Consider the following 24306-nt stretch of genomic DNA (forward strand, 5'->3'; position numbering starts at 1 on the left):
CGAGGTCAGCCAGTCGCAGATCTCGGTGCCCTGCTTGGTGACGACCACCGCCCGGAAGCCGCCGCCGGGAAACACGATGACGCCAACGCCGGTGTTCTTTCCCTTGGGCGGAAAAACGGTGAGGGTGGGGCGGGAGACATCCCATGCCGCTTCGGAGGTAGTGCCGTGGAGCGCGTCGGGTGTCCGGGCAATCTCGATGCGCTCCGGCGCGGGGACGCCCGGCTTCATGTCGGGCGCGGCGCCGGGCCATACCGGGATTTGCTTCAACCCTTCCGGCGGTTGCCAGGGGCCGGGGGCCCAGGTGCTTTCATCGGTCGCACGGGGCGTCGCCTTGGCGGCCGTGGACGCGCCTTGCGGTGCTTGAGCCCATGCCGGTGCGACCGCTGCCAGCAGGAGCGCCCAGGCGAAGCGGAAGACGGTGAGTTTTCGCGACATCTTCCATTCTCCAGGGGGCGGGGCGCCAGAGGCGAAACCCTTGCGTGCAGGCTGAGTTCGATGCACCGGCATACGACATGCCGGCTGGATTCTGGTTCCCCCAACGCGGGGGCGTCAACGACGACCCCACCGTCTTGAACCGGCCGCGCGAATGCATGGGCCGATCAATCCCCAGTGCTTTTAGGAAGATTCCTACGGCAACGACGGGTCGACGTCCCTGAGAATCTCGCCTCGCCTCACCTGGGCTTGCCGGTTCCCGGCGCTGCCGCCCGCGTGTACGAATCGTCCCTGACAGACCGGAACCTTTCCCTCCATGCGAGGGGAGGGGGGCCGTCACCACGGCGATGGTCGGTCATGTTTCGTGCACCACCATCGTCATTCGAGCGCGGATGCACTCCCTTATTGCGAGGTTGTTGAAACACCATGAACACCGTTGTCCGAACCCTCTTGGGGATGCTGCTGCTCGTGCTGGCGCAGGAAAGCCTTGCCTTGGCCTGTCACAAGGACAAGCCCGGCTTCGTCGGTGCCAGAGGGGAGATCGATGGCGATATCACGATCAGCGAAACGATCGCAGTGCCGGCGCAATTGGCCAAGGACAGCGTGCTCTGGCGTTCGCCGCAGCAGGAAGCGACCATCACGTGCTGGGCGGACCGCACGCCCACGGATCGCGAACAGGTTCATTTCTGGCTGAGCCCTCTTGACCCGGGTCTGACCGGGTTGAGCGGCGAACTGGAGGTCGGCGTAAACGTGAATGGCACGGACTACCGCTGTTCCAGCAGCAAGCTGCAACATGGTTGCGGGGTCGTGCTCGAGGACTTCTGGATCGAAGCATGCCCGCGAAGCGCGCCTCTGGGGCATTGCGAAAAAGAGGCCCGGACTTTCAAGATCTCCTACAATTTCTTCATCTCGAAGTTGTCCCCGGCGTCCAGCGTGGCGAAGGAAGGGAGCATCGCAGGCGTGGAAAGCTATGTCATCTTTCAGCTGGATGGTAAGGGCGGTATCAACAACACCGTCCAGAGAAACAACTTCCGCATGACGCTGCGCGGCCTCAACCAGCTGCGTTACGTCGCCTGCGCGTCCACACTGAGCATCCAGCCTGATACCGTCCGCTTCGGCAGCATCAGTTCGTTGCAGGCCGGGCGGAACAAGGTCATCAAGGAGCTGCCTTTCAGCATCACCGCCAAAAAAGACTGCGACAACGCATACGCGCTGGGCGCCGTGATGACGCCCACCAACGGCACCGTTCAGGACAATCACGTGCTGGTGCCCAAGGACAATCAGTCAGTGGGCATCACCCTGCTGAGCGCGGAAGACGGAGCTGTGGTTCCTTTCAACAAGGAATTTTCACTGGTTCCCCACAGCAGGGACAAGGTGGTGGAGAGAAAATTCAACGCCCAACTCAAATGGCTGACCGACAAGCCCGTCCTCGGTCCATTCAACACCGGCGCCGAGATCAATGTCTATTACAAGTAACGTCCTGTGCGGCGAAAAAAACGAAACATGGCATCGGTTGCATCAATGATTCTGGATTTGGTTCGGTTGCAACCACGGAACAAGTTCGCCACCATCGGCGTCGGGAAGTAACACAAGGGGGAAAGGATGCACATATGGTTATTGCTGATTGCGGTGGCGTTGCCGGTGTTTCTGGTACTGGGCACGGTCCTGTTGTGGCGTCGTGTGCTGGCGCGCGACAACCGTCGCTCTCCGCTCACCATCTCCCTGCATCATCAGGCCGGAGAGCAATTGCGCCGGTCACTGGACAAGGCCACGGATGATTTCTACGAAGCCATGGGCATGGCGGTTGCGCTTGGACCCCTCTTCCTGTCCGGCTGGATGCTGGCAAGGCTGGACAAGCTCGATTGGTCGAAAATCCGCTTCGGCGGGGGCGACGCCATCCTGGCGCTGGCGGCCGTGGCGATGCTGGCGTGGATCATCCGCAAGGTGATCGTCAACGGGCAAACGGTCCGCAGGCTGCGGCAAGGACTCGAAGCCGAGCTGGCCACCGCACAGTGCCTGACCCCGCTGATCGGCGAGGGCTGCTACGTCCTGCACGACATTCCGGCCGACAAGTTCAACATCGATCACGTGGTCATCTCGCCTCACGCGGTGTTTGCGGTGGAATCCAAGTCACGGATGAAGCCGGAACAGGGCGGAAAGGAGAACGCCAGGGTGCGCTACGACGGCAAGACCCTGCGGTTCCCGGAACACGTGGAGACCAAGCCCCTGGACCAGGCCAAGGGTCAGGCGAGATGGCTGCAGAAGGCATTGACGGACGCGCTGGGGGAACCGGTGAAGGTCGTGCCCGTGCTGTCGCTGCCGGGCTGGTTCGTGGAAGGACGGGGAGGGCGGGAGGATGTCGTGGTCTGCAATCCGGTGAATCCCCGCTTCATGCTCTTGCCCGCCTTTGGCGAGCCGCTCCCGGAAGCCCTGCGCAAGCGGATTCTCAACGAGCTGACAAAGCGTTATCCGGGACAGGGCTGACGGGTATATCGCATGGGCATGGCAGATGGATCCGTCGCGACGCGGCTCAGCCCCAGCGCCGGATGTTCCGGATCATGCATGACAACGCGTCAGAAAATCCCGCACCAGCGGCAGCGCTTCGTCAAAATGGGTTTCCAGCAGCCAATGGCCGGCGTCTTCGATGAGATGCAGTTCGGCCCGCGGCAGGTCGCGTAGATAGGCCCGCGCGGATTCGGCCGGCATGTAGCCATCCTCCGGGCCCCAGACGATCAGGGCAGGGGGCTGTTGCTCGCGCAGGTAGGCCTGGTAGCGGGGGAACCACGCCAGATTGACCTCCAGCTTTTCCATCAGGCCGACGGCGACCTGCCGGCGCACCGGTGTGTCCATTAGCGGCCAATGCAGTTTCCATAGGTCCGGCGGCACGCGCTGGGCGACGGTCCCGTTCACTTCGCCGACGAACTCGTGCCGGAAGCCTTCCTCGCTGACGGCTTCCTCCAGCGGTCGATGCGCCTCGGTCGTCTTGTTCCGCCAGTACGCCTGGATGGTTTCGTACTTGGGACCGAGCACGTCCTCGTAGATGTCCCCGTTCTGGATGATCAGGGCCGCGATGCGATCCGGATGGGCGATGGCATGGCGCAACCCGATCTGCGAACCATAGTCGTGCAGCCACAAGGCGTAGCGCTGCAGACCCAGATGGTCGGCCACCGCCGTCAGCACGGATTCGTAGGCGTCGAAGTCGTAACCGAACTCCCCCGGATCCGGCGTATCGCTGTAACCGAAGCCTGGCCAGTCGAACGCCACCGTCCGCCAGCGGTCGGCCAGCGCCGGCATCAGCCGCCGGAACTGGAAGGACGAGCAGGGATAGCCATGGGGCAGGAGCAGCACCGGCGCGCCGGGCGGCCCGGCCTCGCGAAGGAAGAGGTCGTGGCCTTCAAGCTGGATATGCCGGTGCCGTATCGCCTGCGTGCGCATGCGTCATTCAAGGCGGCCCGTCGCCATCCCGTGCCAGCCGGTTTACTTCTTGAGCGCCTTCGCGCGCTCAAGATGGTTGGCGACATGCTCGCGGGTCGTCGCCAGGTGGTCCTTGATGGCTTGCGTGGTCGCCTTGGGGATGAGCTTGTCGTCCAGCGCGGCCAGCGCCTCGGTATGCCCTTTGACCATCGCGTCGACATAGGCCTTGGCGTAGGTGTCGCCCGTCAGCTTGTCCAGCGATGCCAGTTCCGCCGAGCCCTTGTCCTTCTGGGCCATCGCGTCCTTGTTCTGCGCATCGGGACCAAACGCAGCGGTCTGGTCGCGGTTCTCGGTGTGCGCCTGGATCATCAGTTTGGCGTAGTCCGCGACGTCGCCGGTCACGCCTTTTTCGATGGCCTGGTTGCCGACGGCAATCTCGTGCTCGTTGATGGCATTCAGCACGCCCAGCGCACCGCGCTCATCTGGCGTGGCGGCGACGTTGCCGGCGTCGGCGGGCATGGCGGCATCCGCCGTGGTGGCCGTATCCGGCGCCGGGGGCGCGGACGCCGTATCTGCGGACGGGGTGGCCGCCGCCGGCTCCGGCTGCGTCGAGGCGGTCTCGCTGGCGGGCGCGTCGGGTTCCTTGCAGCCAGCCAGGACGCTGATGAGTGCGATGGCGGAGATGCTGACAAGCGCGCGTTTCATGGTCTGCTCCCGGTGGGGTGGATGCGCGACTTATCCGCCCGGAAAGGACAAGAGAGGGTGAATGTTCCGGCGGTCTTGCAGAGGTCGCTTGCGCATTCTGCTCATCATCTTCTTCACAACGCAGGACCGAGACTGGGGACGAGAAAACCGGAAGGAGAATCGACATGAGAATCCTGATTGCGGGACTCGTCGTGCTCTTGGCGGCGTGCCAGCCCCCGCCAGAAGAAGCGCGGAAAAACGTCGCCGACACGCCGGCACCCCCCGCGGCGCCTGCATCAGCACCCGCATCGGCAACCGCGCCCGGCCAGCCGGATCCCACCGAGGGAACGGCTGTGGAAAGTGCCGGACCGGACGAGCAGGCACCCCGATTGTCGCTGGCGGGCGGTCCGGCGGGCTATCTGACGGATGCCAGCGGCGCGGCCGTCTATTTCATGGAAGGCAACTACGACGGCAGCCAATGCGATGAAACCTGCGAGCGTGCCTGGCCACCGGTCGTGGCGAGCAACGGCAAGGCGCAGGCGGGAACCGGCATAGACGGCGCGCTGGTCTCTTCCGCTCCGCGCGCGAAGGGCGGGCAACATGTCACCTATGGCGGCTATGCCATCTATCGCTATGCGGGCGATCAGGGGCCGGGCCGCACCTCGGGAGACGGCGTCAAGGACAAGTGGGGGCAATGGCATGTGGTCCGGCCCGACACGAAGCGCAAATGAACCCGCGCGAATGAAGCCGGTGCGCGTCTCATCCCCACCTATCGGCCGGGGTCTTGCTTGAGGCCTCGCCCAGGAGAACAACATGAAGCACAAACCCATCAACGAGCAGGTCGTCGTGATAACCGGCGCGTCCAGTGGCATCGGCCTGTGCACGGCACTGCTGGCGGCCGAGCGTGGGGCCGAGGTGGTGCTGGTATCGAGGAGTTCCGACACCCTCAACGAGATTGTCCATGCCATCGCGGCCGATGGCGGTCGGGCGCATGCGATGACGGCGGATGTCTCCAACCGGGACGATGTGGATCGGGTGGTGAAAGACGTCCTGGCCATCCATGGCCGCATCGACACGGCCGTGGATGTTGACCGGCTCGACGGTCGTGCCGGCTCACAGATCATGTTGTTGCGTGGGTCGGACAAGCCCGCGATGCGGTCTTGAAAGCACGCCACGGCAGGGTCGGGTGGCCGCACGGCCCGGTTTCCAAAATCATTCTCCTTTCACCGTCCCGCGCGCAGGCTCGAACCCATGGAGGCGCTTCGGTGAAGCTGACATCGGGTGGTGGCTGGATTGCCCTGACGATCGCCATTGGCGTGGCAATCGTGCTCGTCGTCCTTTGGCTGCTGATCGAACCCGTGCTTCGGCTGGACGGTCCGGGATGGTTGACCTGAAGCACGGCGGCGACGCCCGATGCGGCGTGTCGCCTAATGAGCAGTCCCCGCATCCGGTCATCGAATGAGAGGAGGATCCATGCGCGCGCTCACTTACCACGGAACCCGGGATGTCCGCGTCGAAACCGTGCCGGATCCGGTGGTGCAGGACAGCGACGACATCATCCTGCGGGTGACGGCCACGGCCATCTGCGGTTCGGATCTGCACCTGTATCGCGGCAAGATGCCGGGCATGGAGGACGGCGACATCCTGGGCCACGAATTCATGGGCGTGGTCGAGGACGCCGGGCCGGACGTGGTGCGCATCGCCCGGGGAGATCGGGTGGTGGTGCCGTTCGTGATCGCCTGCGGCACCTGCTTCTTCTGCCTGTTGTCGGAATATGCGTCGTGCCAGAACACCAATCCGGGCGGCGGCGCCGCGCTCAACCGCAAGCAGCTGACGCCGCCGGCCGCGCTGTTCGGCTACAGCGCCCTGTATGGCGGCGTGGCGGGCGGCCAGGCCGAGTATGTGCGCGTGCCCAAGGCCAACGTCGGGCCGCTGGTGATACCGGAAGGACTGGCGGACGAGCAGGTGCTGTTCCTGTCGGACATCCTGCCCACCGGCTACCAGGCGGCGGTCAACGCGAACATCAAGCCCGGCAGCACGGTGGCGATATTCGGCGCGGGGCCGGTGGGACAGATGAGTGCGGCGTGTTGCCGCATGCTGGGGGCCGACCGCATCTTCATGGTGGATCATCATCCGTATCGGCTCGAGTTTGCCCGCACGACCTATGGCGTGCACCCCATCGACTTCGACGAACAGGACGATCCCGCCGAGCAGATTGTCCAGGCCACCGGCGGACGCGGCGTCGATGCCAGCATCGAGGCGGTCGGTTTCGAGGCCAAGGGCTCCACGACCGAGACCGTGCTGACGACGATGAAGCTGGAAGGCAGCAGCGGCCACGCCCTGCGCCAGTGCATCGCGGCCACGCGCCGCGGCGGGGTGGTGAGCATTCCCGGCGTCTATGCCGGCTTCATCCACGCATTCCTGATTGGAGACGCCTTCGACAAGGGGCTGACCTTCCGCATGGGCCAGACCCACGTGCAGCGCTTCATGCCGGAGTTGTTGCAGATGATCCAGGAGGGACGGCTCGCCCCGGAAGCCATCATCACCCACCGGCTGCCGCTGGGCGACGCCGCGCGCGGTTACGAGGTGTTCGACCAGAAGCGGGAGGATTGCCGCAAGGTCGTGCTGACGCCCGGTTGATGTTGACTCCGCCCGCGCGTGGAGGCGGATCAATCGGGATTGACGCGCTTCTTCCGCGCCGGATTTCCTTCGCGCGCCCCGGGTTCCGATACCGGGTCATTGCGCTCTTCGTTGGTGCGTTTTCCGGGCTGTTCGCCACGACGCCCCGGTTCGGCAGGCGCGCGGGTTTTTTCCAGGGGATCGCGTGGACGCGGGGAATCGGTCATCTGCCCACTCCTGTTGCATGAGCATCTGACGTTCGAACGTTCGTGATGAAGAGGATGTTCATCGGCATCCAGGTGGCGGGCTGTCGACGGGTAACCGGCATTCGCCCACTTCCCGGCGGGCCGGATGAAGACCGGGTAGCGAGCGCGTGCCAACTCCGCATTGACGCCCCTTCGACATGCACGGGGCTATCTGAAAGGACCACCCTCACAGGAGCAGCGCCATGTCCGACGACCTCACCCAACGCGGCGAGCCCGACCGCAGCCGCATCGCATTGAACGAGGATCACGAGATCCGCTACTGGACCGAACGCTTCGGTGTGTCGGAGGGACGACTGCGCGAGGCGGTCAAGTCGGTGGGCAATTCGGCCGACGATGTCGGTGAATGGCTGAAGGGCAATACGTAGTTCACCGGCATGTCCCTGACCGAATACCGTCGCAAGCGCAGCTTCGACAAGACCCGCGAACCCGAGCCGGGCAAGGCCCTGCCGCGGGGCAGGCGGTCGATCTTCGTCGTCCAGTTGCACCACGCCAGTCGCCGGCACTACGACTTCCGGCTGCAGGTGGGCGATGCGCTGAAGAGCTGGGCCGTGCCCAAGGGGCCCAGCTACGACCCCAAGGTCAAGCGCATGGCGGTCGAGGTGGAGGATCACCCGGTGGACTACGCCACGTTCGAGGGCGAAATCCCCAGGGGCGAATATGGCGGCGGCCACGTGGCGCAGTTCGACCACGGCGTGTGGGCCAGCGAGGGCGACCCGGAGGCCCAACTCGCCAAAGGGCATCTGCGCTTCGAACTGTTCGGCAGGAAGTTGCGTGGTGGCTGGCACCTGGTCCGATCCGGCAAGCCCGCAAAACAGCCGCAGTGGCTGTTGTTCAAGGACGATGACGAATACGCCGGCAAGTTGGAGGCCGACGATCTGTTGGGCGATGTCACCCCGCCGCCGCCGGCCGACGCCAGGCGGGCCGGAACCGGCAAACGGGCCAAGCAGGGCAAGACCGCGGTCAAGGCTCCCCGCAAGCGCCGTGCGCGGGATTGGGCAAAGCGGGCCGGCAAGCTGCCCGGGGCCCGGAAAGGCAAAGTCCCGGATGGACCGTTCCAGGCGCAGCTGGCGCGCCTGGGCGACGCGCCGCCGCAGGGTGAGCAGTGGCTGCACGAAATCAAATGGGACGGTTATCGAATCCTGGTGACCATCGCCGACGGCGAGGTCCGCCTGTGGTCGCGCAACGCGCTGGAATGGACCGGCAAGGTGCCGGAGGTGGCCGATGCCCTGGGCGAACTGGGCCTGACGTCGGCCGCGCTCGACGGCGAACTGATTGCCGGCGGCGGCACCAAGCAGGATTTCAATCTCCTGCAGGCCACCTTGTCCGGCGAGAAACAGGGCGCGCTGTCGCTGGTCCTGTTCGATCTGCTGCACATCGATGGCGTGGATATTTCCGAAGCGCCGCTCAAGGCGCGCAAGGCGCTGCTGGAGGACGTGCTGGGCAACCCGCCCACGCACCTGGCCTACAGTTCCCACGTGGAGGGCAACGGCGAGGACGCTTACGCCATGGCGGGCCAGCAGCATTTCGAGGGCATCATCTCCAAGCGCGGAGATCGCGGTTACCACCCGGGACGAAGCGATGATTGGCGCAAGACCAAGCAACTGGCGTCGGACGAATTCGCCGTGGTGGGCTGGACCCCGCCCAAGGGCGCCCGGAGCGGTTTCGGCTCGCTGCTGTTGGCCAGGCCGGACGCCGAGCATGGCTGGCGCTACGCCGGACGGGTAGGGACCGGCTTCAGCGACGAAATGCTGCGGGAAGTAGCCAAGGGCATCGGCGAGGCCGGAGGCGCCAGGCCCACGGTCTTCGTTCCCGAGAACGACACTGATCTGCGCAAGGCCCGGTGGTTCAAGCCGCGCTTCGTGGTGGAGGTTTTCTATCGCGGCACCGGCGGCAGCAGCCTGCTGCGGCAAGCCTCGCTCAAGGCGGTGAGACCGGACAAGGATGTGGCGGACCTGTCCGACAGCGATCGCGGTACGACGACACCGTCGCCGGCCAGGCGCAAGGGCGCCGGCACTGCCCGTTCTGCGAAAAAGGCGCGGGAAGCGCCGGAATTGAGCAGCCCGACCAAGGTGCTCTATCCGGACATCCACGCCACCAAACAGGACGTGGCCGATTACTACCAGCGGGTGATGGACTTCCTGCTTCCCGAAATCGCGGGGCGTCCGCTATCCATCATCCGTTGTCCCAGCGGCACGGAAAAACCCTGCTTTTTCCAGAAACACCACACCCCCGGGATGGAACTGGTGTCCTTTGTCCGGCTGAAGGAGGAGGCCGGGAACAACGCCGACTACCTGGTGGTGAACGACGCGGCGGGCGTCATGGAACTGGTCCAGTTCAATGCGCTGGAATTCCATCCCTGGGGCGCGCAAGCCGACAACCCGGACCTGGCCAACCGGGTGGTGTTCGATCTGGATCCCGGCCCCGGCGTGGCCTGGCCGGACGTGGTGACCGCCGCCCGGCATGTGCGCAAGTTGCTGGAAAGCGTCGGCCTGGAATCCTTCGTCCGGACCTCGGGAGGCAAGGGCCTGCACGTGGTGGTGCCGCTCAAGCCCGGGTGCGACTGGGATCTGGTGAAGCCGTTCGCGCATGCCTTCGCCGAAGGCATGGCCAAGGTCGATCCGCTGAAGTACGTGTCGACCTCCAGCAAGCGCTTCCGCAACAACAAGATCTTCGTGGACTATCTCCGCAACGGCCGGGGTGCGACCAGCGTCGCCTCCTTTTCCCTGCGCGCCCGGCCAGGTGCGCCGGTGGCGATGCCGTTGCGCTGGGAAGAACTGGGCAAGATAAAAAGCAGCGCCGCGTTCGACATCGCCTCGGCGGTGGCGCGCATCTCCCGTCTCAGGAAGCACCCCTGGGCCGGAATCGATCGTGTGAAGCAGGACTTGTCGAGGTGGTCTCAATGAATGCGCAGGACATCCTCCAGGAGAACACTCCCCCCATCGCCCCGGAACTGTTGAACTTCGGCATCGGCATCTACCAGGCCGCGCTCAACGGAGACCTGCAGACCGAACATGAAGTCGAGGCAGGCGGTGAGCTTGCCCAATTGGGAATCCAGGCCCTCCAGAAGGAAATAGAGGGGCATGGGCTTTCGCAGGAGCAGCAGATATCGCTGATGTTCCGTGTTCTTGCATTCACCGAATTGCTGGAGCACGCCGTCAGGGATGAGAGGGCCAGCCTCGATGTCGTCCAGGCGGGCGGGGGTTTCGAGATTACCGATCGTTTCCTCGATGCCGCCTCGAAGGCCCGCCTGATCGCCAAGGAGGATGGAACCTTTGGTTATGACTTCGAGAACGTGGTGAAGCTGTTGCTGCATTGAGGCCGGGCCGAAGCGATGCCTTGCGGCTTCGCGAGGCGGTTGATGGCACAATGACCGGCATTCCCTTGTGGATTCACTCATGGACGCCGATTCGTTCGTTCAACGGCTGGAGCCGGAGCTTGCCGCCCTGAAGCGGCTGTTGGAGCGCATGGACGGTGATTTGTTCATGGAAATCGTGTCGCGGGGGCGATCATGAGAGCTGCGCGAACCTTGTTCTTTCTTGTCTGCATGTTGGTGGTGCCCCATTTGCATGCGGCGGATATGGCGGGAGCGGAAGCATCGCCTCATGCAGAAGCGATTCGCCTTGTCATGCAACATCGGGCGGACGAGGTCAGGAAGATGGATGAGGCGGATCAATGGTGGCATGACACGGAAGAGCGGACCTGGTCGGCCAAACGTCCTTTCGCGCCTGGCATTGTCGACAGTACACACCTCTTCATTGTCACGTATGCCATCGGTGGTCATGTGGTGGGCACGTGGAGGGTGGATACCCGAATCGCCGAAGTCGTGGGCGGTCGCGTCCGGAACGAGGCGTGGCGGGAAATTCCCGCCACGCCGGAACAACGTTGGTATCCGCAAGCTCAAACACGCTTGCGCAGGGGCAACAACATGGGAACCCTGCGCTGGTAGTCGCGATAGGCATCGCCGTGGACGGCCACCAGATCGCGTTCCTCCAGGAACCTGACCGCCACCACGATGTAGCCGGTGACCACGACCGCGAACAGCAGGTGTCCCAGGCTCATGGCGGGGGTGGCCCAGAACGCGATCAGGAACCCCAGCATCAGCGGATGGCGCACGATCCGGTACATGGCACGGAGGACGAAGGGCTCGTCCTTCGGCGAACGCCGCCGCGCATGCAGCCACACCTGCCGCAGACCGAACAATTCGAAGTGATTGATCGCGAACGAACTGGTCAGCACCAGCAGCCAGCCCAGCAGGGATACGGCCCATAGCAGGCCGCTTGCCAGGCCGTTGTCCACCTGCCAGATCACCTGCGGCAGGGGACGCCACTGCCAGAACAGCAGCGCCAGCACCCCGCTGCTCACCAGCACGAAGGTGCTGCGTTCAATCGATTGCGGCACGAAGCGTGTCCACCACCGCTTGAACGCGGGCCGTGCCATGCCGCTGTGCTGGACGGCGAACAGGGCCAGCAGGGCAATATCGATCATCAGCGCGGCCACCTGGGGCGTGGCCACCCCATTGTCGATGTGCTTCGGCACGCCCATGCCGGCGACAAAGGCGATGGCGTACAGGAACGTCACCAGGAATGCCGCGTAGCAGACGCCGCCGTACAACACGGCCAGTGAACGGGACATGGTCGGCGTCCTCCTAGCGGTAGAAGTAAGGGGCCAGGACGTTCACCTGGGTGATGCGTTCCAGCGGCAGGTGGTTGTCGCCCGCGGCCCGGCGGATGGCCTCGGGATCCGGACCGTCGTAGATGCAGAAGGTCTTGCTCTTGTCGGCACTCACGTAGGAGTGCACCCAGGTCACGCCTTCCTTGGCGTTGGTGGCGACCACGCCCAGGCAGGCGCTGGCGCCCGCCTCGGTCATGGGAATGTTGAGGCCGGTGGGGAAGTTGCGTTCGATGACATAACGGGGCATGGGAGTTTCTCCGGAAAGAGGAAGGCGAAGGGCGCGCGACCATGCGGCCGCGCACCCGACGGATTCAGCGGGCTTCGAGGGTGACGGGCACTTCGGTGATGGTGTCGACGGGCAGGTGGTTGGCCTGCGCCGCCTGGCGGATGGCGGCTTCGGTCGGGCCTTCGTAGATGCAGAAGGTCTTGGTCTTGTCGCCATTGGCGAAGGACATCAGCCACTTCACGCCGAACTTGGCGTTGGTCTGGTTGACCTTGGCCTTGGTGGCGGCATCCAGGCCGTCGAGCGCGCCCTGGGGGAAGGAACGCTGGATGAGGTAGCGGTGGTTGGCGCTGGCCGCGCCGCTTTTGGCACTGGTGGCGTTCGCCACCGCGAAGCCGGTCAGGGCCAGGGCGCACAGGGCCGTGACGGCCAATGCGCGCAGGGGATTGAGGGAGGTTTTCATGGCGGGATTCCGTAAGGGACACAGCGGATTGCTGTGCTGAAAAGGTTACGGAGCCGCTTTCCGCGCCGCGTCGGCGAGGCTGCCCAGATTGCGCGGGGCGATTGCCTATTTTCTGGCGCGGATGCCCATCGCCAGCGCGGCCGCCACGGCCTCGGTGCGGGTGCCGACGCCCAGCTTGGCGAATGCGGCGGCGACGTGGTGGTCCACCGTGCGTACGGAACGCGACAGGCGCTGTGCGATCTGGGCGTTGCGCAGGCCGCCGCACAGCAGTTGCAGGACTTCGACTTCGCGCGAGGTCAGGGCGCAGGGATTGGCCTGGGTGGAAGCACGCTGTCCGCGCGGGACGCCACGCACGCCGGCCTCGCGCAATACGCGGCGCAGGCGCGCCACCATGGGGCTTGCACCAAGCTCTTCGAAAATGGCCAGCGCGGCGCGCCGGGCTGCTTCGTCCCCCTCGGCCAGGGCGCGCGCCTGCTCGTAAGGACAGCCGAGGTCCCGCCACGCCTCGGCAGCCTCGCGCCACTGGCCGGTGCGTTGCAGGGTGAAGGCGGGCGTATGCGTGGAAGTCTCGCCCGGATGGCCGCCTGGATTCCGGTAGTACGAAATTTCGTCCATCAGCCCATGGTGGTAGCGCGATCGGGCGTGGGTCGACACCAGTGCGGCCATGGCGGCGGTGGCGCCCGGCTCATCGCCCTGCAGCCAGGCCGCTTCGACCCGCGCGGCCACCACCGGCGCGATGCGGAGGAAGGATTGCATGGGCAACGCCAGTTGCAGCGCTTCCTCCAGCACCGGCAGGGCATCCGGATCGCCACGGCGCACACGCACGTGCCCCAGCACCGTGAGCACGATGACGCGGCTGATGGGGGCGAGGTTGGGCGCGCGCAGCAACTGCGCCGCCTGGCTGGCGGCGGTTTCCCACTGGCCGGCGGCGAACCGGGCGCTGGCCTGCATCGCCGCCAGATAGCCCGCCCATGCGTCCAGATCGCGTGCTTCGCAGTAGGCCAGGCCGTGATCGAGCCAGTCCTGCGCGGCGGGCAGGCGCTTGCGCATGACGGCGTCGTACGCCAGGTTCACATAGGCGCGCGCGGCGTGTTCCTCGAAACCGTGCTCCAGCGAGGTCCGCAGGCTCTGCTCCAGGGTGATGGCACCGGCATCATCGTCGCCGTCGAGCTGCGCCGTGCCGATGTTGTTCAGCGCATGCGCCTCGATTTCCCTGTCGCCGAGCTCGCGCGCCAATTGCAGCGCACGTTGGCCCCACTGGATGGCGTCGCCATTCTCGCCCTGCAACATGTGCAGCTGCGCGCGATTGCTGTAGGCCATCGCCCGTTCGCGACCCGCCGGCGGGTCGCCCAGCAGTTGGATGGCTTCGTCCGCATAGGCCTGCGCGGGCGCGGTCTGGCCGTTGTACCAGCTCAGGCGTGAGAGCCAGCGGGTGGCATCACCCTGCCGGAGGGTTTCACCCAGGTCGCGCCAGAGGTCGCGTGCCGCGCCGCGCGTGGCCAGGGCTTCGCCAATCTGTTCGGTCAGGTAGCACTCGTAGGAGAGCCGCTCCAGCAGGATGGCCCGGATCGCATCCGGCTGCAGGTCGGCGAATGCCAATGCGGTGCGGAAATGCGCGGCGGCTTCGCGATGGGCACCGCTGCGCTGTGCCTCTTCGGCGGCGGCCGGCGCCAGGCGCAGCACCGCTTCCGTGTCGCGGGCGCGGGCGGCATGATGCACCTGCCACGCCAGTGGCGCACGGTGCGCGGGCACGCCCTCCAGCGCCGCCAGCACGCGTGCGTGCAACCGCTGTGCACGTGGGCCGGACAGCGAGTTTTCAATCGCCACGCGTGCCAGTTCATGCCGGTAGGCGAAGGCTTCGCCATGGGCGACCAGCAGTCCGGTATCCAGGCATTCCTCGATCGTATCGACCGCCGGCGCGAGTACCGCCTCCAGCAACCAGCCCTGGATGTGCCGCGGCACGATCGCCGCCAGTTGCGCCAGTTCCTGTGCGGCGGGGCCGAGCCGGGCGAAACGCGCCAGCACCAGGTCCTCCACGCCGTGCGGCACGGTTTCGGTGCCCCGGCGCAGCATTTCGCTGACAAAGAAGGGATTGCCCTGGGTGACTTCGTACAGCCCCTCGTGCGAATGCAACGAACCCCGGGCCATGGCTTCCACGGCCGGCGCGGTCAGGCGGGGCACCTGCATGCGGGTGACGGATACCCGGGGCAGATCGCCCATCAACCGGCGCAAGGGATGCTGCGCCGACACTTCATCGTCGCGGTAGGTCACCACCAGCAGGCAAGGCACCTGCTCCAGGCGCCTGCCCAGGAAACGGAGCAAATCCAGTGTCGCCTCGTCCGCCCAGTGCGCATCCTCGACCACGAAAAGCGTGGGCGCCGCCCGGAGCTCGGACAGGACGACGCTGAAGAGCTGCATGCGCTCCAACTGGTCGACACGGGCGCCGAAAGAGACCGGGTTGTTGCGGATGATGTCGTGCAGGGGGGCGAGCGGATGCGGCGTTTGCAGTGCATCGCAGGCGCCCCACCAGAGGTTCATGGCGTCCCGCCGCTGGCGCAGGGCGGTCACCAGGCTGGTCTTGCCAATGCCCGCCTCGCCGCCGATGAGCACGACGCTGCCGGCGCCGCCCTGCGCTTTCTGGAGCAAGTCCGCCAGGGCATCGAGCTGCGATTCGCGTTCGAACAGGTTCATCGGGGGCGGCGGGGACTGTCCGGACAGGGGCCCCGGACTCGTCCTGTCAACGGAATGCAGGCATCGGGCAGGCCAGGGCAGACCGCTATCGCGGGCACACCGGCTTGTTGGCCGGACCCGGCACGCCTAGGATCCAGCGTCCCAACGGGATGCCCCATCCTCCGGATGGCTGCCGACCATTCGAGTGCCCGGGCCAAGAATCCGATGGCCGGCAAGTTGGGGGCCAAGGCCGTGACTGCCGAACTGCTCCAGCTCTTGAACCCGGTGCACGCCCAGCGCCTGTGTGCCGACCTGCCGACCGAACAGGAGAGAACAATTGATCGAACTTCCCATAAGAGATCCCTGCGACATTTGCGAGACGGCGGGCCGCGAAGACCGGTGGGCGGTCATCGATGAAAGCGAACACACGCTCACCCTGATCAATCCCTGGCAGTTCGAGATCGGCCAGTGCTGCGTGGTCACGCGTCGGCATGTCGCCACGCTGCTCGATCTTTCGCCCCGGGAATGCGAGGAGATCATGGGCTCGGCCAAGCGGGTCGCCGAGGCGCTCGTCAACGCCTACCAGCCTCTCGGAATACTGACGTTCCAGAACAACGGGGTCTACAGCGGGCAGGAAACGCCGCACTTCCATTTCCATGTCGTGCCCCGGCAGAAGGGCAGCGATTGGGGCATCGGCCCGCCACAGCTCGCGACCTTCGATGGCGCCGGACGCCAAAGGGGGACAAGCCACGACCCCAGCGGAGATGCGCAACGTCTGGCCAGGGTGCGGGTTTCCGCTGGGCAACTGGCCGAAACGGCGGCCCTGATCCGGTCCAGTCTGCCAAAGTAACCAGTTGGTTTTTTGCGGGCAGCTGATCTGTCCGGGAACACACAGGCGGAAGCCGCGAGGAAATCGGAAGTGCCACTTTTGCGTCTATTTGCTCGCTTGGCTGAGCGGCTATATCGGATGGGCCGGGACCGGCATCCCATCAGGTGTTCCGTAGATGTACGAATAACCCGATTCCGGGTATGCGCAACCAGGTAGTCAATAGTCATGACAGATGAATCCAAGCTGTTGAAACAACTGGAATTGGCTCTGCTCGATCCCGCAGGCCGTTCCGATGCCGTTCTTCTGGACAGGCTCATCGCGGACGACTTCATTGAAGTGGCAGCGAGCGGCAGGTCGTTTGGAAAAGACGAGGTGCTCGCTCGGCTTCCTTCGGAGACGGGCATTTTGTTCCGCGCAGAAAATCTCACGGTGTGCCTGATCGCGCCCACGGTCGGTCTAGTCACTTACTCGGTAACGCGTACTACGAGCGACTCGGTCGCTGTATCCCGGCGCTGCTCAATCTGGCGCCTCGACCAGAATCAGTGGCGCATGGTCTACCATCAGGGGACAGCCGAACTCAGCCAGGAATCCGCGCAATCACCTTGATCTCGAAGTCGAAGCCCGCCAACCAGTTGACGCCGACCGCGGTCCAGTTGGGATAGGGCGTTTCCGGAAAGACTTCGTCCTTGATCTGCATGATGGTGTCGAACTGGTGCTCCGGATCGGTATGGAAGGTGATCACGTCGACGATGTCGTCCAGCCCGCATCCGCCGGCTTTCAGGGTTGCTTCGAGATTGGCGAACGCCAGCCGGACTTGCGCCTCGAAATCCGGCTCCGGCGAGCCGTCCTCGCGGCTGCCGACCTGCCCGGACACGAACAGGAAACCATTGCAGCGCGCGGCCGGGGAATAGCGGTTGCGCTCGTACAGGGCGCGGCGGCCCGGGGGAAAAACGACATCACGGGTATTCATGGGATTTTCCTCTCGGGACGGACGGCCCCGGAATCTGCCGGACACTCTAGGCAGCCGCGCCGGGGCGATAAACACGCCGAACGCGGGATCACTGTTTGTAGAATTCAAACAATCCCAATGTCCGGAACCCCCATGGACCGTCTCGATGCGATGCAGGCCTTCGTCCGCGTGGTGGAAACCGGCAGCTTCACCCGCGCGGCCGAAACCCTGCAGTCCAGCAAGACCCGCGTCACCCAACTGGTTCAGCAACTGGAAACGCATCTGCGGGTGAAACTGCTGAACCGCACCACGCGCAAGGTCAACGTCACCGCGGATGGCGCCGCGTACTACGAACGGGTGGTGCGCCTGCTGGGCGATCTGGACGACGCCGAGACCAGCCTGTCGGCCGGCTCCACGTCGCCGCGCGGACGGCTGCGCGTGGACGTGCCAGCACCGCTGGCCAGCCTGGTGCTGGTGCCCGCGCTTCCCGATTTCCACGCGCGCTATCCGGATATCCAGCTCGATGTGGGTGCAAGCGATCGCAAGGTGGATTTGATCGACGAGAACGTGGACTGCGTGGTGCGCGGCGGCGAACTTGCCGATCCGTCCCTGCGCGCCCGCCATGTCGCCGATCTGCCCCTCGGTGTCTATGCTGCCCCGGCCTACCTCGCGCGCAACGGCACGCCGGCGCATCCGCAGGCGCTGGAAGACGGCGGGCACCGCATCGTCGGTTACCGCGGCTCCCGCATCCGCAGCGCCCTGATGTCCCCGCTGCGCCAGGAGGGAGAAGAAGTGCACGTGCAGGGGCGTCATGTGTTGTCGGTGGATGACGGCAATGCCTATCTCGCCGCGGGCGTGGCCGGCCTGGGGGTGATATGGCTACCGCAGTACATGGCAAACGGACCGGTGGCGCGCGGCGAACTGGTGCGGCTGTTCGAAGACTGGCAACTCGACGCGATGCCGTTGTATCTGGCGTTCCCGCCCAGCCGGCACGTCAGCCGCAAGCTGCGCGTGTTCATCGACTGGGTGGTGGAACTGATGGCGCGGCACGCGCCGGCCATCCAGTCGCCACGAGCGCCGACCCCGCCCTGAGACGCCGACGCTACATATCGTCAGCTGATCGCATTCAACAATCCCAGCAACCGATACGGCTTGGGAATGAACTCGAAGCGTTCCGGCAGCTGCGGCAGATGCCCCAGCTGATGGCCGGAGGCGACGATGATTTTCGCCGCGGGATTGAGCCGCGCGGCCTCGTGGGCCACGTCGATGCCTGAGACGCCGTCCGGCATGCTCACATCGGTGATGACCGAATCGAATGGAATGCCGGTGTGAAGCAATTCCAGTGCGTCACGGCCGTTGGCGGCCACGCAGACCTCGAACCCTTCAGAAGAAAGGGCGTCCGCCACGACTTCCGCGATGTCGGGTTCGTCTTCAACGAACAGTATCCTGCGAACCTTCTCCATCGTCTTTCTCCATGCCTGCCGGCAACCAGATGCGGAACGTGGCGCCTTGACCGGGACTGCTAACGAGTTGGACAAACCCACCGGACTGGGTGGCCAGGCCGAACACCTGGCTGAGTCCGAGGCCGCTTCCCTTTCCTACTTCCTTGGTCGTGAAGAACGGGTCGAATACCTTGGCCTGCAGTTCAGCGGGGATGCCGGGCCCGTCATCGCTGACCTCGGCGCAGGCATGGAGCGAGGGCTCGCTGTCGGGCCGCAAGGGATTGTTCATCAGGCCGGCGGACGTCCGCACGATGATTTGGCCGCTTCCGGACAAGGCATCCCGGCTGTTGCAGACGAGATTGAGGATGGCCGCTTCCAACTGGGCCCGGTCCACCAGCACGAACGGCAGATTGTCGGACAGCTCGAAGCGCAGGTTGACCTGATCCGCGCAGGCGCGTTCGAACAGGTCGGCCGACTTGCGAATGAGTTCGCTCAGGTGGGTAGGTTGTGAAAGCAGGTCCTGTCCGCGACCGAAGGTCAGCAACTGGCGGGTGAGCAGGGCTCCGCGATCGCAGGCGCGGATGGCGGCTTTCAGCGGCGAGGCGATGTTGTCGTTGCCCGCCGTCCTGGCGGCAATCACGTCCAGGCTGTTGAGGATGACCGTGAGCAGATTGTTGAAATCGTGCGCCAGCCCCAGGGTCAGTTTGCCGATGGCCTCCATCTTCTGCGCCTGGAGCAGGGCTTCGCGCGCTTCCTCCAGCCGTTGCTGCGCTGCGTACCGCTCGGTGATGTCGCGGGTGACCTTGGCGAATCCGATCAGGTCGCCTTCTTCCCAGATGGGCTCGATGACGATGCTGGCCAGGAACCGGCTGCCGTCCTTGCGCACGCGCCAGCCTTCGGCGGAGAGGCCGCCGTGTTCGGCGGCGGCACGGAGATTGTTGCGGGGAATCCCGGCGGCGACATCCTCGGGCGTGTAGAAGCGGGAGAAATGTTCGCCGATGATTTCCTGCGCGGAATAGCCCTTGATGCGTTGGCCGCCGGGGTTCCAGGAGCAGATGTAGCCTTCGGGATCGAGCATGTAGATGGCGTAGTCCGTGACGCTCTTGATCAGCAGCGGCAACTGCCGGGATTCGTCCTCCAGCGTCTTGGGTTGGCTGAGTCTGAGCATGCGTATACCTCGTGGCCCCATGCCTGAAAACTAGGATGCTGTTTGTTAAGGAGGAGTGAGTTCGAATCCCCGATTCTTGCAGGAGCCGCCCCAAGGGCGTATATGTGTAGGACTTGCTGAGCGGCAGCTCATTCTCGCCATCCATCCAAGGCGACCACACTTCCTTTCGGCACACACTCATGGCCTGCTGGCCAAGGATGCATCGTGTCCCGAGGTCGTCGTCAGGTGTTTGTCCTGCATGTGGGCGCCGCGCAGTCCGTGGGTCCGGACGAGTTGCGGGTCATGTGGGCGACAGCCTGCGGCTCGCTGGACATCAACGTGACGCGGCAGGCGCGCGGCGGCGATCATCCGGGACGCCCGAGCTACGGACTCTGGGTGGGCGAGGCGTTCGACCGGCATGGCGCGGAAACCCGAATGCGGGAACTGCTCATGGCGCGCGGCTATTTGTTTACTCTCAGAAGTACGGCCCAGTAGGAGGTTGCATGGCGTTCGATATTGGAATCGGGAAGTGCCGTTCGATCACGGACGATACGGTGGATGTGTGGGTGGACAGTTCCGTGGTCCGCCGGATTCTCCCCGACGTGGCATGGAAGCAGGCCGGTATCAGCGTGCTGCGGATTCCGCAGGCGGTGTGCAGCACGATCCGGCCGCTGGTCGTTGGCGAGGAAGTCTTCCTGGGGAGCGATGCATTGAACGCGAAGAGCTTCGGCCAGCTCGACTTCCACGGCAACGGGGATTTCAGCCGCGTCGGTCTGGGCAAGCTGGTGCCCGTCCTGGACGAAAGCCAGCCGCCGCCGCCGAGCCGGAAGAACAGCTGGCGTTGAAGCATCGCCGGCCAAGGCGGTTCACCCGGAAAAGTTCGCCACCGCTGCGGATTGTCCGCCCGTTCCAGCTCGGCTAAAGTGCCGCGACCGGCGGGGGACGGGCGATGACAGGGAAGTTGGACCAACGGATCATGGGAGTGGCCTGGTTGCTGGCCGGCCTGTGCGGCACGGCTTCGGCGCAGTCGCTGGACCGCATCACCCTCAACGCGCCCGAGTTGTCCGCCGGCGCCTATACCTGGGACGCACCCGGCGCTCGCATCGAAGAAAGCCTGGATCCGGGCGATGAAATCTACGGCGGTACCCTGAATCTGACGCCCGGGGGCGGACCGGGTGGCGAGTACCGCGTGCGTGTGCAGTTTGAAACCAGCCTGGGCATCAGCGGAGAAGGTCCGCATGTGGACCTGATCGACTTCCGCCATTGCGTATCGGAATGGCATATCGCCAGCAGCGCCGACGGGCGCCGTTTCACCGTGCCAACACCGACCGACGAGGAATCCGGATGCGTTCCCCGGGCCACTCCCGATGAAATCCGCGTCGCCGCCCGCAAGGCATTGGCCGGTTGGAGCGACACGCAGGAGACCACGGAGCATTGGCTGGGCCTCATCAAGGACATCCAGTCACCGGCCGACTCGCCGATGTATTCCACCATCAGCGAAATCCGCATCCAGGTGGAAGCGCGTGTGGACGGTCGTTGGAAACCGGTGACGCGGCTGGTGTTCGCGGTGCCGATGGGATGTTGAATGGCGCAACACGGGCGTCCGGAACGACAGGACCTTGGGAGGGGGAATGTACGAAGAACGCGTGGAAATCTATTCTGACCGCACCAACGCAGTCGTGTTGCGCCATCACGGCCGCAAGCATCCGGGCGTGCTGGTGCAGGGCGATGCATTGTTCATGATGTTCCAGTGTGCCGACGCGGCCTGTGAGGCTGCGCGCGGCGTGCTTCCATCGGAAGCACAGGATGAACTCACCGACTTGCGCGATACCTTGCTGGCCTATCTGGATCACTACAAGACAGTGCTGGGTGAACACGGACTTGTTCCACCATTTCACGAACACGCGTAGGAGTGTGAGCCCGCCCCACCATCATCTTTGGACCGGAAGCGGAGAGGTGACCGGAGAACAGACGCCCACCTTCGACGGGCAAAGAATTGGCGGACTGGGACCGGTCCATGGCAAGGAGGTGTTCGATGCGATTCCTGAGAGAAGGCTTGGCGCTGCTCGCCGGTGTCGTGGGCTTCGTCCTGGGGGCTTTGGGATCCTTGGCTGTGTTGATGCGCCTGCTCATCCCGGACGGCGATTGCCAATCACCCTGCGATGGGCCTGCCTACGTCGCCATGTGGATAGGCATTTTTGTCGCGCCGGTGCTGGGAGTCATTTGCGGAGGACTGGCTTACTGTGGAATGGCATGTTGGAACAAGCGTCAATGACCTCAGGCAAACCACGATTATGAAGCGAACAAGGAGGAAGAATGCGGATTGAGTCACCACACCACTTCTGGGATGCAGGAAGGTGGTTTCTGATTGCGTTCGCCACTGCGGGCGCAATCGCGGTGGTCCTGGAAAGAAATGGGCATGAACCCGGATTCTCCATCCTCCTGGCCTGGGGCATCAATCTTGTCGTAGCCTGGAAACTGGGTAGGGCGCACGCGGTGCGCGGTGTACGCCGATGGGCGATGACCTGTGCGGCGGCGCTGGGTCCCCCACTGTCGTTGTTTCTGTTCTTCCGGATGTGGCTGACAATCGCGCAGGCATGACCTGGGTGCGCTTTGACCCACCCTATGAGGACGGCGGGGTCTTCTGGCGCCACAGCCAGATCGCCAGCGGCACGAAGCTCAGGTAGACCAGCGGTAGGTAGAGCGTGCCATAGAGCGCGTCGAACTTCGGTCCGATGAGGTAGCTGTCGATCATCCGCAGGAACAGTCGCACGGCATTGAGGCCGAAGGCCCACAGCGCCAGCCAGTGCATGCGGTCGCGGCCCAGCGCGAGGCATATCAGCACGCTGCCCAGCAGCCACGACAGGCCCAGCGGGAAATACAGCGCGTATTGCACCGATTGGAAGCTGCCTTGCGCGGCCAGGATGCGCGCATGTTCGACCGGGTTGGCGGTGGCCTGGTACTGGGCTGGCAGGGCCAGGTAGACATGGAACAGCTCCACCGCGCGCAACTGGACCTCCAGCAGGCAGAACACGAAGAAGCCGAGGAAGGCCAGCATCGCCAGTGTCGGATTGCGCCGCCAGGCGATACCGCAAGAAACCAGGAACAGATAGGCCAGTCCGAAGAAGGACAGCAGCATGCTGGTCGCCCTCGCTACATTGAGCGGATGCGGACCCTGCAACAGCTGCTGGACCGGCTCTCCCGCCTCGGGCAGTTGCGCGAACACGTACCACTGGAACGACTGCACCGCGACGTAGATCAAAGCGACGACAGCGGCGATGCGACGGTGCCTGATGGTATCGAACATGCGAACTCCCGGAAGCGGGGACGGGAACGACCGGCGCAAGCGTACCCGAATCGGAGCGCCGGGCGGGGGCTGGCCTCCGTTTTCTGCATGCGTTTTTTCTGTTGATAGTGGTCTGATGCGCAGGCCACTGATGCCCGTCAAAGTCCCTTCCCCCGCGCTGCGGGGGAAGGTGCCCGAAGGGCGGATGGGGGCGCTCCTTCGCCATGCCGTCCTGGCTCGCTCGCCACCCTGTGAAAGCCGAGCACGGACTGACATGACCCGGCAGGCCGCGGATACTTCACCCGTCCCGCGAAATCAGCAGACAGATGCCTTTCAACCGTCCAGCATCGCCTGCGCAAGATCGGCGACAGCGAAATCCGAAGCGATGCCCTGTTCGTCCTCATCCTCCAGGAACCACGCCGCCGACAGGCCGGCGAAGGCGACCACCCAGCGCAGCAGGCGTTGCGGCTCCAACTGCGCGACCCCGGCAATCACGTCGAACTGGCGGTGGAAACGATCGGGCCGGGCGACGGTGGGCAGGTCCGGATTGGTCAGCAGGTTGGCGTAGTCGAAGCCGCGTTCGCCAGTGACGCATTTCGGATCGATGGCGAGCCAGCCGCGTTCGCCGAAGTCCAGCACGTTGCGATGGTGCATGTCGCCATGCAGGACCACCGGATCCTGCGGGTGTTCCAGCAGTGCCCGGGCGGCAGCCCAGGAGCGGGCGAAGCGCGCGTTTTCTCCCGACGCCGCTTCCAGCGAACGAAACCACGGACGCAGCGGCACCAGGTGCGCAGGCGGCGGAGTGGCGCGTGGCGCATGCAGGCGGGCGAGGGTGGCGCAGAGGATGCGGCTGGCCTCGTCGTCCTGGCCGTTGAGCGCCATCGCGAGCAGATCGCGCGTGCCGGTGGCGCGTTCCATCAGCAGGGTGTCGGCTTCATGCGCATACACATGCGCGGCGCCATCGCCGTTCCACCAGCACATCAATACACCCCCGGACTCTTCCTCCGGAGTCAGTGCGCGCTTGAGCATGGCGGGGCGGTCCTGCCAGCGCACCGGCAGCAATTGGCTGCCGGGCGTGGCGAAGGCGTCGCCATCCACGGTGAGCTGCCATTGTTCGAGCAGGGGCTGCCAATTGAAGGAGGGTGGGTTCATGCGGGCGGATCATAGCCAACCTCGTCGACATTATCGGATCCTGGGCCGGCATCCTTGTG

At 64.8% G+C, this 24306-nt stretch carries 29 protein-coding genes; 17 read left to right on the forward strand and 12 right to left on the reverse strand.

Annotated features, from left to right (window positions below):
* Positions 1 to 858: 858 nt before the first annotated feature.
* Together FG323_RS19220 and FG323_RS19225 are read left to right on the forward strand one after the other, a co-directional pair.
* Complete coding sequence (locus FG323_RS19220) at positions 859 to 1908, forward strand: fimbrial protein (protein ID WP_141456331.1); 1050 nt, start codon at positions 859 to 861, stop codon at positions 1906 to 1908.
* A 141-nt stretch (positions 1909 to 2049) separates the two neighbouring features.
* Positions 2050 to 2916, forward strand: a complete 867-nt coding sequence (locus tag FG323_RS19225) for a nuclease-related domain-containing protein (protein ID WP_181444308.1) — start codon at positions 2050 to 2052, stop codon at positions 2914 to 2916.
* 72 nt (positions 2917 to 2988) lie between these two features.
* Here FG323_RS19225 and FG323_RS19230 read toward each other — a convergent pair whose 3' ends face one another.
* Both FG323_RS19230 and FG323_RS19235 read right to left on the reverse strand, forming a co-directional pair.
* Positions 2989 to 3867 (reverse strand): alpha/beta hydrolase, encoded by an 879-nt coding sequence (locus tag FG323_RS19230; protein WP_141456335.1) that lies wholly within the window; start codon positions 3865 to 3867, stop codon positions 2989 to 2991.
* A gap of 42 nt (positions 3868 to 3909) precedes the next feature.
* Entirely contained in the window at positions 3910 to 4551 is a 642-nt protein-coding gene (locus FG323_RS19235) for a DUF4142 domain-containing protein (protein ID WP_141456337.1), read from the reverse strand.
* 164 nt (positions 4552 to 4715) lie between these two features.
* Between FG323_RS19235 and FG323_RS19240 the strand changes: the two genes are divergently transcribed.
* From FG323_RS19240 to FG323_RS19250, 4 genes are all read left to right on the forward strand, one after another.
* A complete protein-coding gene (locus tag FG323_RS19240; RefSeq protein WP_141456339.1) occupies positions 4716 to 5261 on the forward strand; it encodes a hypothetical protein in 546 nt (181 codons plus the stop codon).
* A gap of 82 nt (positions 5262 to 5343) precedes the next feature.
* Complete coding sequence (locus FG323_RS19245) at positions 5344 to 5694, forward strand: SDR family NAD(P)-dependent oxidoreductase (protein WP_141456341.1); 351 nt, start codon at positions 5344 to 5346, stop codon at positions 5692 to 5694.
* Positions 5695 to 5795: 101 nt separating this feature from the next.
* A complete protein-coding gene (locus FG323_RS19935; RefSeq protein ID WP_255470235.1) occupies positions 5796 to 5924 on the forward strand; it encodes a hypothetical protein in 129 nt (42 codons plus the stop codon).
* 79 nt (positions 5925 to 6003) lie between these two features.
* The gene (locus tag FG323_RS19250; protein ID WP_141456343.1) at positions 6004 to 7170 is read left to right on the forward strand and encodes a zinc-dependent alcohol dehydrogenase; all 1167 of its coding nucleotides are present in this window, start codon (positions 6004 to 6006) and stop codon (positions 7168 to 7170) included.
* Positions 7171 to 7199: 29 nt separating this feature from the next.
* Here FG323_RS19250 and FG323_RS19775 read toward each other — a convergent pair whose 3' ends face one another.
* Positions 7200 to 7376 (reverse strand): hypothetical protein, encoded by a 177-nt coding sequence (locus tag FG323_RS19775; RefSeq protein ID WP_181444309.1) that lies wholly within the window; start codon positions 7374 to 7376, stop codon positions 7200 to 7202.
* 221 nt (positions 7377 to 7597) lie between these two features.
* Between FG323_RS19775 and FG323_RS19255 the strand changes: the two genes are divergently transcribed.
* The 3 genes from FG323_RS19255 to FG323_RS19265 are packed head-to-tail and all read left to right on the forward strand — an operon-like array spanning position 7598 to position 10731.
* Positions 7598 to 7780: a DUF3606 domain-containing protein gene (locus FG323_RS19255; RefSeq protein ID WP_141456345.1), complete on the forward strand. Its 183-nt coding sequence runs from the start codon at positions 7598 to 7600 to the stop codon at positions 7778 to 7780.
* 9 nt (positions 7781 to 7789) lie between these two features.
* Positions 7790 to 10318 carry a DNA ligase D gene (gene ligD, locus FG323_RS19260; protein WP_141456347.1) on the forward strand — a complete coding sequence of 843 codons (2529 nt, stop codon included), beginning with the start codon at positions 7790 to 7792 and terminating at the stop codon, positions 10316 to 10318.
* On the forward strand, positions 10315 to 10731 hold the full coding sequence (locus FG323_RS19265) for a hypothetical protein (protein WP_141456349.1): 417 nt from the start codon (positions 10315 to 10317) through the stop codon (positions 10729 to 10731). Before ligD ends, FG323_RS19265 begins: the two co-directional genes overlap by 4 nt.
* Positions 10732 to 11312: 581 nt before the next feature.
* Here the strand turns inward: FG323_RS19265 and mddA are convergent.
* The 4 genes from mddA to FG323_RS19285 form a co-directional block, all read right to left on the reverse strand.
* A complete protein-coding gene (gene mddA / locus FG323_RS19270; protein ID WP_141456351.1) occupies positions 11313 to 12047 on the reverse strand; it encodes a methanethiol S-methyltransferase in 735 nt (244 codons plus the stop codon).
* A gap of 13 nt (positions 12048 to 12060) precedes the next feature.
* Positions 12061 to 12333 (reverse strand): DUF4242 domain-containing protein, encoded by a 273-nt coding sequence (locus tag FG323_RS19275; protein WP_141456353.1) that lies wholly within the window; start codon positions 12331 to 12333, stop codon positions 12061 to 12063.
* 64 nt (positions 12334 to 12397) lie between these two features.
* On the reverse strand, positions 12398 to 12772 hold the full coding sequence (locus tag FG323_RS19280) for a DUF4242 domain-containing protein (protein WP_141456355.1): 375 nt from the start codon (positions 12770 to 12772) through the stop codon (positions 12398 to 12400).
* A 105-nt stretch (positions 12773 to 12877) separates the two neighbouring features.
* Positions 12878 to 15463, reverse strand: a complete 2586-nt coding sequence (locus tag FG323_RS19285) for a LuxR family transcriptional regulator (protein ID WP_141456356.1) — start codon at positions 15461 to 15463, stop codon at positions 12878 to 12880.
* 316 nt (positions 15464 to 15779) lie between these two features.
* Between FG323_RS19285 and FG323_RS19290 the strand changes: the two genes are divergently transcribed.
* Positions 15780 to 16292: an HIT family protein gene (locus FG323_RS19290; RefSeq protein WP_181444310.1), complete on the forward strand. Its 513-nt coding sequence runs from the start codon at positions 15780 to 15782 to the stop codon at positions 16290 to 16292.
* A 204-nt stretch (positions 16293 to 16496) separates the two neighbouring features.
* Entirely contained in the window at positions 16497 to 16877 is a 381-nt protein-coding gene (locus FG323_RS19295) for a DUF4440 domain-containing protein (protein ID WP_141456358.1), read from the forward strand.
* Here the strand turns inward: FG323_RS19295 and FG323_RS19300 are convergent.
* Positions 16849 to 17241: a RidA family protein gene (locus tag FG323_RS19300; RefSeq protein ID WP_141456359.1), complete on the reverse strand. Its 393-nt coding sequence runs from the start codon at positions 17239 to 17241 to the stop codon at positions 16849 to 16851. The two genes, FG323_RS19295 and FG323_RS19300, sit on opposite strands and share 29 nt — an antisense overlap.
* Positions 17242 to 17373: 132 nt before the next feature.
* Between FG323_RS19300 and FG323_RS19305 the strand changes: the two genes are divergently transcribed.
* Positions 17374 to 18312 carry a LysR family transcriptional regulator gene (locus FG323_RS19305; RefSeq protein ID WP_141456360.1) on the forward strand — a complete coding sequence of 313 codons (939 nt, stop codon included), beginning with the start codon at positions 17374 to 17376 and terminating at the stop codon, positions 18310 to 18312.
* 20 nt (positions 18313 to 18332) lie between these two features.
* Here FG323_RS19305 and FG323_RS19310 read toward each other — a convergent pair whose 3' ends face one another.
* On the reverse strand, positions 18333 to 18683 hold the full coding sequence (locus FG323_RS19310; RefSeq protein ID WP_141456361.1) for a response regulator: 351 nt from the start codon (positions 18681 to 18683) through the stop codon (positions 18333 to 18335).
* Positions 18652 to 19830 (reverse strand): PAS domain-containing sensor histidine kinase, encoded by a 1179-nt coding sequence (locus tag FG323_RS19315; protein WP_141456362.1) that lies wholly within the window; start codon positions 19828 to 19830, stop codon positions 18652 to 18654. The genes FG323_RS19310 and FG323_RS19315 overlap by 32 nt, the downstream gene beginning before the upstream one ends.
* 204 nt (positions 19831 to 20034) lie before the next feature.
* Between FG323_RS19315 and FG323_RS19320 the strand changes: the two genes are divergently transcribed.
* The 5 genes from FG323_RS19320 (at position 20035) to FG323_RS19340 (ending at position 22410) form a co-directional block, all read left to right on the forward strand.
* Positions 20035 to 20304: a hypothetical protein gene (locus FG323_RS19320; protein ID WP_141456363.1), complete on the forward strand. Its 270-nt coding sequence runs from the start codon at positions 20035 to 20037 to the stop codon at positions 20302 to 20304.
* 8 nt (positions 20305 to 20312) lie between these two features.
* Positions 20313 to 20654 (forward strand): hypothetical protein, encoded by a 342-nt coding sequence (locus tag FG323_RS19325; RefSeq protein WP_141456364.1) that lies wholly within the window; start codon positions 20313 to 20315, stop codon positions 20652 to 20654.
* A 137-nt stretch (positions 20655 to 20791) separates the two neighbouring features.
* Complete coding sequence (locus FG323_RS19330) at positions 20792 to 21394, forward strand: hypothetical protein (protein WP_141456365.1); 603 nt, start codon at positions 20792 to 20794, stop codon at positions 21392 to 21394.
* A gap of 46 nt (positions 21395 to 21440) precedes the next feature.
* Complete coding sequence (locus FG323_RS19335; RefSeq protein ID WP_141456366.1) at positions 21441 to 21719, forward strand: hypothetical protein; 279 nt, start codon at positions 21441 to 21443, stop codon at positions 21717 to 21719.
* Positions 21720 to 22125: 406 nt separating this feature from the next.
* Positions 22126 to 22410, forward strand: a complete 285-nt coding sequence (locus FG323_RS19340; protein ID WP_141456367.1) for a hypothetical protein — start codon at positions 22126 to 22128, stop codon at positions 22408 to 22410.
* Positions 22411 to 22432: 22 nt separating this feature from the next.
* On the opposite strand, the gene FG323_RS19345 is transcribed toward FG323_RS19340, so the two are convergent.
* Together FG323_RS19345 and FG323_RS19350 are read right to left on the reverse strand one after the other, a co-directional pair.
* A complete protein-coding gene (locus tag FG323_RS19345) occupies positions 22433 to 23116 on the reverse strand; it encodes a hypothetical protein (protein ID WP_141456368.1) in 684 nt (227 codons plus the stop codon).
* A gap of 312 nt (positions 23117 to 23428) precedes the next feature.
* Positions 23429 to 24247 (reverse strand): aminoglycoside phosphotransferase family protein, encoded by an 819-nt coding sequence (locus FG323_RS19350; protein ID WP_141456369.1) that lies wholly within the window; start codon positions 24245 to 24247, stop codon positions 23429 to 23431.
* Positions 24248 to 24306: the final 59 nt, after the last annotated feature.

Source organism: Pseudoxanthomonas sp. z9 (assembly GCF_006542425.1).
Lineage (GTDB): Bacteria > Pseudomonadota > Gammaproteobacteria > Xanthomonadales > Xanthomonadaceae > Pseudoxanthomonas_A.